Here is a 6,838-nt window from a genome sequence, read left to right as displayed (position 1 = left end):
TGCGGCGGCGCGAGGAGATGCTCGCCCGCGGCGATGCCCGCGGCGAAGGCCAACGCGGCCACCGCGGCCGAGCTCGTGAGGTGGCTCTGGGCCCTCGGCATGATGTGCCGGGAGGGCGCGGAATAGACATAGCCCCCGTCCCGGCGAGCCGGGCGGCCTTCGGGGACACCCCCTATTTCGCTGTGCGCGCGGAGCCCTCCGCATGCGCCTCGACAGACTTGGGGAACCCCGCCGAAGGAATGGAGTGCGGGCCGGCAGAACGGTATCCGCGGATATGAGACTGAGCCGAAGGCGTCGACGACATGCCGGGGGCGGACCGGGACGGGTTAACGGCAGGCCCCGCCGACCGATTGCAAGCGGTCGGCGGGGCCATTGTGGCTCTTGACAGCGGATTGGGTCATATGAGCGAAGACGTCACATTCCAACCGCCATTGGAGCCCAGGCTGCGGGGATGGTAGCCTCGCGGAGTCTTGTAGTAGGCGTAATAGTCCGCCACAAACTGCGGCGCGTCATCGGGCAGCTGATCGACCACGCCGCCCGCCAGCGCGTAGCTGTCATTTTTATAGTCCTCGGTGCGCTGCGCGTTCAGCGCTTTACGTTTTTCGAAGCGCGCCTGCTCGGAATCCTCGGCGTCAAAGTAGCCGTTTGCGGTCACGCGGGTCATATCGTACATGGTCATAGCCGCGGTGGCCTTGATGCGGGTGTCGATGGCTGCGGCATTGATTGCCATGCCGCCCCAGCCGCAGATGCCGATGATGCCGATGCGCTCCGGATCGACGTTTTCCTGTACCGAGAGGAAATCCACCGCTGCGCAGAAATCCTCGGTGTTGATGTCCGGCGATGCCACATAGCGGGGCGCACCGCCGCTCTCGCCGGTATAGGACGGGTCGAAGGCAATCGCGAAAAAGCCCAGCTCCGCCATTTTCTGCGCATAAAGGCCGGACGTTTGCTCCTTCACCGCGCCAAACGGACCGCTGACGGCGATGGCAGGCAGCTTGCCCTCCACGTTCTTTGGCACGTAGACGTCGGCCGCCAGCGTGATGCCGTATCGGTTGTGGAAAGTCGCCTTGCTGTGCTCAACCTTGTCGTTTTTGGGGAACACCTTGTCCCATTCCTGCGTCAGTTTCAACTGCTCCATGCCTAAGCCTCCTTGTCGGTCGCTTTAAGGTATTGCTCGTCGATCACGGGCTCCAACCACTCGTTGGAGGCCTCCTCGCCCGGAACCTCCAGCGCGAGATGGGAGAACCAGCTCTCGGGCGCGGCTCCGTGCCAATGTTTCACACCCGGGGCGATGTTGACCACGTCGCCAGGGCGCAGCTCCTGTGCCGATTTGCCCCATTCCTGGTAAAACCCTCGACCGGCCACACAGACGAGGATCTGTCCGCCACCGCTTTTGGCGTGATGGACGTGCCAGTTGTTGCGGCAGCCGGGCTCGAACGTCACGTTGTAGACGCCGACCTGCTCGGTGGAAAGGGGCGCGAGGTAGCTTTGCCCGATAAAGTACTTCGCAAATGCGTCGTTGGGGGCACCGATAGGAAAGGCCATCTCGTTTTGGTGTCGGGCCTTTGCGTCGGCGCCGTCGTCCTCGTCCGCCCAGACCTCCTTCGCCATGCGGAAGGCCGCCCACGCCTTGGGCCATCCCGCGTAAAACGCCGCGTGCGTAATGATTTCCGCTATCTCAGCCCTGGTCACCCCGTTGTTCTTTGCGGACATCAGATGATATTGGAACGAGGAGTCCGTCAGCCCCTGCGCCATCAGGGCAACCATCGTCACTATGCTGCGGTCGCGCAAGGAAAGCTCGCCCTCCCGGCTCCACACCTCGCCGAACAGCACGTCGTCGTTGAGCTGTGCGAATTTGGGGGCAAAGTCCCCTAGAGCATCCCTACCCGCCGTCTGTTTAATTGCCATGATCGATTTCCTCCTATCGATGGTTCTGGACACGAATCTGTCTCCGCGCGGCTAAGTAGCCCGCCTAGATTTCCATGCCCATTCGTTGCGCCTGTTCCAGAGCGGGATGCCCGGCGATATCGCCCACACCGTTCACGCCGCCGGCGAAAACCGTTTTGCCCATTACGGACCACCCCTTGCGCTACCGATTTGTATTGACGAGAATGAAGGTAATACCTAAACCTGACTTTAGGTCAAGGAATGAATTCGAGATTTATTCGGAGGGGCCATGTACACAATCGGACAGGTGGCGGAAATGTTCGGCTTGCCCGCCTCAACGCTGCGGTATTACGACAAGCAGGGATTGTTCCCGGGGCTGGAGCGGACGTCCGGTATTCGCCGATTCGGCGATACGGAACTCGAGGCGCTTCGGGTCATCGAATGCCTGAAGAAGGCTGGAATGGAGATTAAGGACATCCGACTGTTCATGGAATGGTGCGCGGAGGGCCCATCGACATATCCCAAGCGCAAGGCCATGTTCGAGGAGCGAAGGGCCCACATGGAGTCGGAGATCGCAAACATGAACCGTGCGCTGGATATGTTGAAGTTCAAATGCTGGTACTACGAGCAGGCGATCCAAGATGGCAACGAGGATAGGGTGAAGGCGCTGATTCCCGACAATTTGCCGGAAGAAATCAAAGATACCTACGATAACGCCCACGCTCGATAATGCCGACCGATCTCAAGGGAATTCGGTGAGGAGTCCTCTTCGGTTAGTGATGTACTTCTTCCCCTTGATGTCGTAGCGCTTCGCCTCATAGAAGGCGAAAGCGTCGCGGAGGTACGAGATATAGCGCCCGACGGTGACGTGGTTGGTGGGAACCCTGTTGGCGTCGAGGACGTTGGCGATGTTGTTGGGCGAGTTGAGGTTGCCGGAGTTGTCCATCATGTACTCGGCCAGCCTCTCCAACACGGTGGAGTCGGTACGTATTGCGGTCTACCCAAGCCATAATCCACTCCTTCTCGGTTTCGAAACTCGATTATTTCTAAAGTTTCGAAACCGAGAAGGCAATGTGCACAAGGATGCATCAAAGAGCGAATCCCAGTAGCGCCATGTCAGCAGCGATGCCGGGCGCATTCGCACGTGCTACAATCCAACCACCAGAGATGAAAACACAGTCCCCGTCGGGTAGTCGTGGGCGTGCGCTAGTCCGCATCAGTAACCTGCCTCCTTGGTTGTCCCTTCTCTGCATGGTCATCTACATAAAGGAGGAACCAACCATGCAGATCAGCGTGTCGTCCACCCTGACCGTATATCACGACGGTCAATTCTGGGTCGGGCTGGCGGAGCATGTCGAGGACGGAAGGTACGGCGTCGCTCGCATCGTCTTCGGCGCGGAGCCGTCCGATGAGGAGATCCTGCGATTCGTTACAAGCGAATGGGAGAAGCTCTCGTTCTTCGGCGACAAAGTCACTGAAACAAGCAAGCCCGCGAAGAACCCCAAGCGGCGCGCCCGCGAGGCAGCGAAAGCCCTTAAACGGCCCGCGGTGAGCACCAAGGCACAACAGGCGCTCGCGGCACAGCGGGAAGCGATGAAGCGGGAGTCGGCTCAAGCAAGAATTCAGCGTCGCGCGGATGAGGCGGAGACGCGCTTCGAGCAGCGAAAGTTGAAGCGCAAGCAGAAACATCGCGGGCATTGATCGCTATTTGCAGCAAGGCAAACCATATACAGCAGCGGCGCCAGTTCCACTTGAAGCCGACGCCGCGTAGACGCTGATGGTGACGGCTATGCACGGGCACGTGCGCGCCACCGCACTTCACAGCTTGTTTCTCAAGTATTTGGGACGCACACGCGGCGTTCAAAAATGCGGAGCGGCTCCGCATGGCTCAAGACTGAGCCGAGGTGCCCTACTTCTCGCCCTCCAGCAGCCCCACGATGCGGTCGATGTCGACGGCAAAGCAAGGCCTTCCCTCGCGCTCGTAGCGGTCGAGGTACGCCTGGCACTCGGAGACAATGCGCTTGGTGTTGCCATCGATGATGCGCTGGAGCGTCTCGTAGTAGGCCGAGCCCTCGGTCCTGAAGCGGCGCTGGTAGGCCTTGGTTATGGGGAACATCTTGATGTAGTGGATGCCGTGGCGGCAGCCGGGGCGCGTCGTGGGGCGGGGTGGCAACGCAAAGTACTGGTCTTTGGGCACGTTAGGGGCGATGTTGGAACGCAGCGGCACGGCGAAGTCCCTGCGCTTCCCGCGGAAACGCAGCCTCACCACCACGATGCAGGGGCGATTGTGCTTAAGCATGAGCTCGCGGTCGCCCTCGACGAGGTCGAAGAAGTCCTGGGAGATGGATACGATCTTCATCGGTTACGCCCCCTTCATACGAAGCGGGGCCCGCATCGCTGCAGGCCCCTACAGGTGGGCGATATTCTACGCCTTGCGGCACCCCGTCGCCCACGGAGGTTAAACGTACACGTAAGCCGTACTCTGAAAGCCGCGGCTTCCGGCAAGTAGTTTATACCACGAAAGGTCGCTTTCAATGCGCATAGCTCGCAAAATAACACTCGCTGGGCCGTCACCCCTGGCAGTTACCCTCCAATCTTCATTGGAGTCAGCAGGTCAATTCATATATTCATGGGGGTTTATCCTACCGTCGGTGAGCGATTTCGTTAGGGAGTCGAAGCGGTCGAGGATGTCGACGACCTTCCGCTGGGTGGCGATGGATGGGGCGGGAATCTCAACCCTCGATAAGTCCACAGGCGCGGCTTCGATTGCCTTTTTCGATTTAGCGTATTGCTCTTCAGATCATCGTGGTGTGCTCGTAGCCGCGCTCCACGAGGAGCCGCTCGGCAACGTCGAGAATCTTCTCGACCGTCTCCTCCGGGTACTTATTGCGTGCCACGGGCACCTCCGTCCTTGTTATCGCGATAAACATACCATGAGTGGCGTACGGGTCGAGAAGGGCTGGCGCCAAAAGAGCCCAACGGCCGTTACAGCTTCGTTAGAAACGCGCCCCACCATGGATGGTGAACCCGAAAGGTAAGGCGCGTGGGCACGGCGACTCGGCCCGCGCGCCCGGAAGAGAAAGGACGAACCCATGGGTTACATGCTCGAGACGCGCGGGCTCACCAAGCGCTTCGGCCGCGGCGACCAGGCGCAGGATGCCGTGGCCGACGTGAGCCTTCATATCCGCGAGGGTGAGGTGTACGGGCTGCTCGGCCCCAACGGCGCCGGCAAGTCGACAACGCTCAAGATGATCTGCGGGATGCTGCGGCCGACGGCCGGGGAGATCCTCTTTGCCGGACACGCCTGGCGCCGCGAGGACCTCTACGCAATCGGCAGCCTCATCGAGGAGGCGCCGCTCTACCCCAACCTCACCGCGCGCGAGAACCTGCGCGTGCGCACCACGCTGCTGGGTCTTCCCGAGAGCCGCGTAGATGAGGTGCTCGCCGCCGTGGACCTCGCGGACACCGGGAAGAAGCGCGCCGGGCGCTTCTCGATGGGCATGCGACAGCGCCTGGGGCTCGCGCTGGCGCTGATCGCCCGGCCACGCCTGCTCGTGCTCGACGAGCCCACCAACGGCCTCGACCCCATCGGCATCGAGGAGCTGCGCGACCAGATCCGCGGCTTCGCGGCGGCGGGTACGACGGTGATCGTCTCGAGCCACATCCTCTCCGAGGTGCAGCAGATGGCGGACACCATCGGCATCATCTACGGGGGGCGCCTCGCCTACGAGGATGCGCTTCGACCCGGGCAGGACCTCGAGGAACTCTTCATGAGCGTCTGCCGGGAGGGGCGACGAGCGCGCGGGGAGGTGGCGGCATGACGGGCGAGAAAGGCGGCCTGCTCGCGGGCCTGCGCGCCGAGGCCCTGAAGTCGCGCCACGCGGCACCGGTTCGCCTGGCCGTGCTCATGGCGCTGCCGATGCCGCTGCTCGGCGCGATGCCCTACCGGGGCGTGCAGATCTTCAGCGCGTGGAACTACTGGTACGCGCTCTTTCTGCCCGTGTCTCTCTCGCTCGTGGTGGCGTGCGTCGCGCGGGCGGACACGCGCACGCGGATGCGGGGGCTTCTAGGCTTGGGCTTCCCGCTCGGGCGCGCCTGGTGGGCCAAGGCGCTCTGGTGCCTCGCGCTCTGCACGCTCTCGAACCTCGTGGTCTTCGGCATCTACCTCGCGGGCTCGGCGTTCTCCTCGCAGGGCCTCACGGCCGCGGGCACGCTCACGATGCTCCTCTGCGCGCTCGCCAACACGGTGACCGCGGCGTGGATGATCCCCGCAGGGCTCTTCCTCACGGCGCGACTCGGCATGCTCGCGGGCATCTTCTGCCCGCTCGCCGCGCAGCTCGTGGGTGGGTTCGCCTGGTCGCTGATGCCGCTGCCGCAGCTCTTTCCGCCGTCGGCGAGCATGGTCATCCCCACGAGCTTCATCCCCGTGCTGCCGAGCGGCGAGCCACTCGCGGCGGACATGGCGCTCGGCGGGGCGCTCACGGCGGACGGCATGCTCACACTGGCGGGCCTTGCGGTCTGCGCACTCGCGTTCGCCGCGCTCACGGCGGCGGGCGCGGCCTGGTTCGCGCGCTCCGAGGAGAGGTGATGGCCATGACACGACTCTCCGACCCGACGCCGCGCATGACTCTCCCGCGGGCCCTGCTCTCCGAGGCCCTGCGCCTGGCGCGCTCCCCGCTCACGGCGGTGCACCTCGTCTGCGGCCTGGCAGCCGGTCTTGCCTGCGGCGAGTACTTCTCTGTAACCCGATGGGACCCGGCGCTGGGCGCGGACGCCTACGCCCAGTTCCTCGGCGCCCTCATGCCGCTCATGTCCGCCATCGTCTGCGGGCTCGCCGTGGACGAGGAGCGCGCTGCCGGGCACCTCGCCAACCTCACGGCGGTCCCCTCGCGCGGGCGCGCCGTCGCGGCGAAGCTGCTCGCCCTTGCGGCGCTCGGCGCGGGCGCGCTGG

9 protein-coding genes and 1 pseudogene are annotated in these 6,838 nt (G+C 63.2%); 5 read left to right on the top strand and 5 right to left on the bottom strand.

What is annotated here, in order from left to right; genetic code table 11:
- Positions 1–397 precede the first annotated feature (397 nt).
- Both HMPREF9463_RS02595 and HMPREF9463_RS02590 read right to left on the bottom strand, forming a co-directional pair.
- Entirely contained in the window at positions 398–1,138 is a 741-nt protein-coding gene (locus HMPREF9463_RS02595) for an alpha/beta hydrolase (RefSeq protein WP_198019900.1), read from the bottom strand.
- A gap of 2 nt (positions 1,139–1,140) precedes the next feature.
- Complete coding sequence (locus HMPREF9463_RS02590; protein ID WP_035136947.1) at positions 1,141–1,908, bottom strand: carboxymuconolactone decarboxylase family protein; 768 nt, start codon at positions 1,906–1,908, stop codon at positions 1,141–1,143.
- A 268-nt stretch (positions 1,909–2,176) separates the two neighbouring features.
- Here HMPREF9463_RS02590 and HMPREF9463_RS02585 point away from each other — a divergent pair, with 268 nt between their 5' ends.
- On the top strand, positions 2,177–2,617 hold the full coding sequence (locus tag HMPREF9463_RS02585; RefSeq protein WP_035136946.1) for a MerR family transcriptional regulator: 441 nt from the start codon (positions 2,177–2,179) through the stop codon (positions 2,615–2,617).
- Positions 2,618–2,629: 12 nt separating this feature from the next.
- On the opposite strand, the gene HMPREF9463_RS02580 is transcribed toward HMPREF9463_RS02585, so the two are convergent.
- Positions 2,630–2,860: an ATP-binding protein gene (locus tag HMPREF9463_RS02580; protein WP_198019899.1), complete on the bottom strand. Its 231-nt coding sequence runs from the start codon at positions 2,858–2,860 to the stop codon at positions 2,630–2,632.
- A gap of 308 nt (positions 2,861–3,168) precedes the next feature.
- Between HMPREF9463_RS02580 and HMPREF9463_RS02575 the strand changes: the two genes are divergently transcribed.
- Positions 3,169–3,588, top strand: a complete 420-nt coding sequence (locus HMPREF9463_RS02575; protein ID WP_035136944.1) for a YjdF family protein — start codon at positions 3,169–3,171, stop codon at positions 3,586–3,588.
- 208 nt (positions 3,589–3,796) lie between these two features.
- On the opposite strand, the gene HMPREF9463_RS02570 is transcribed toward HMPREF9463_RS02575, so the two are convergent.
- Positions 3,797–4,246 carry a hypothetical protein gene (locus HMPREF9463_RS02570; RefSeq protein WP_052044022.1) on the bottom strand — a complete coding sequence of 150 codons (450 nt, stop codon included), beginning with the start codon at positions 4,244–4,246 and terminating at the stop codon, positions 3,797–3,799.
- A 436-nt stretch (positions 4,247–4,682) separates the two neighbouring features.
- Complete coding sequence (locus HMPREF9463_RS11300; RefSeq protein ID WP_218565035.1) at positions 4,683–4,784, bottom strand: TetR/AcrR family transcriptional regulator; 102 nt, start codon at positions 4,782–4,784, stop codon at positions 4,683–4,685.
- A gap of 195 nt (positions 4,785–4,979) precedes the next feature.
- Here HMPREF9463_RS11300 and HMPREF9463_RS02565 point away from each other — a divergent pair, with 195 nt between their 5' ends.
- The 3 genes and pseudogenes from HMPREF9463_RS02565 to HMPREF9463_RS11055 all read left to right on the top strand — a co-directional run.
- Positions 4,980–5,708 (top strand): lantibiotic protection ABC transporter ATP-binding protein, encoded by a 729-nt coding sequence (locus HMPREF9463_RS02565; protein WP_035136943.1) that lies wholly within the window; start codon positions 4,980–4,982, stop codon positions 5,706–5,708.
- Complete coding sequence (locus HMPREF9463_RS02560) at positions 5,705–6,475, top strand: ABC-2 family transporter permease (protein WP_035136942.1); 771 nt, start codon at positions 5,705–5,707, stop codon at positions 6,473–6,475. The genes HMPREF9463_RS02565 and HMPREF9463_RS02560 overlap by 4 nt, the downstream gene beginning before the upstream one ends.
- 35 nt (positions 6,476–6,510) lie before the next feature.
- Positions 6,511–6,838 (top strand): annotated as a pseudogene (locus tag HMPREF9463_RS11055) (lantibiotic ABC transporter permease); the annotation flags it as partial.

This window comes from Collinsella sp. 4_8_47FAA (genome assembly GCF_000763055.1).
In the GTDB taxonomy this organism is placed as follows: Bacteria; Actinomycetota; Coriobacteriia; order Coriobacteriales; family Coriobacteriaceae; genus Collinsella.
Note: the sequence above shows the minus strand (reverse complement) of the source record. Positions and strands in the feature narration are given on the sequence as shown.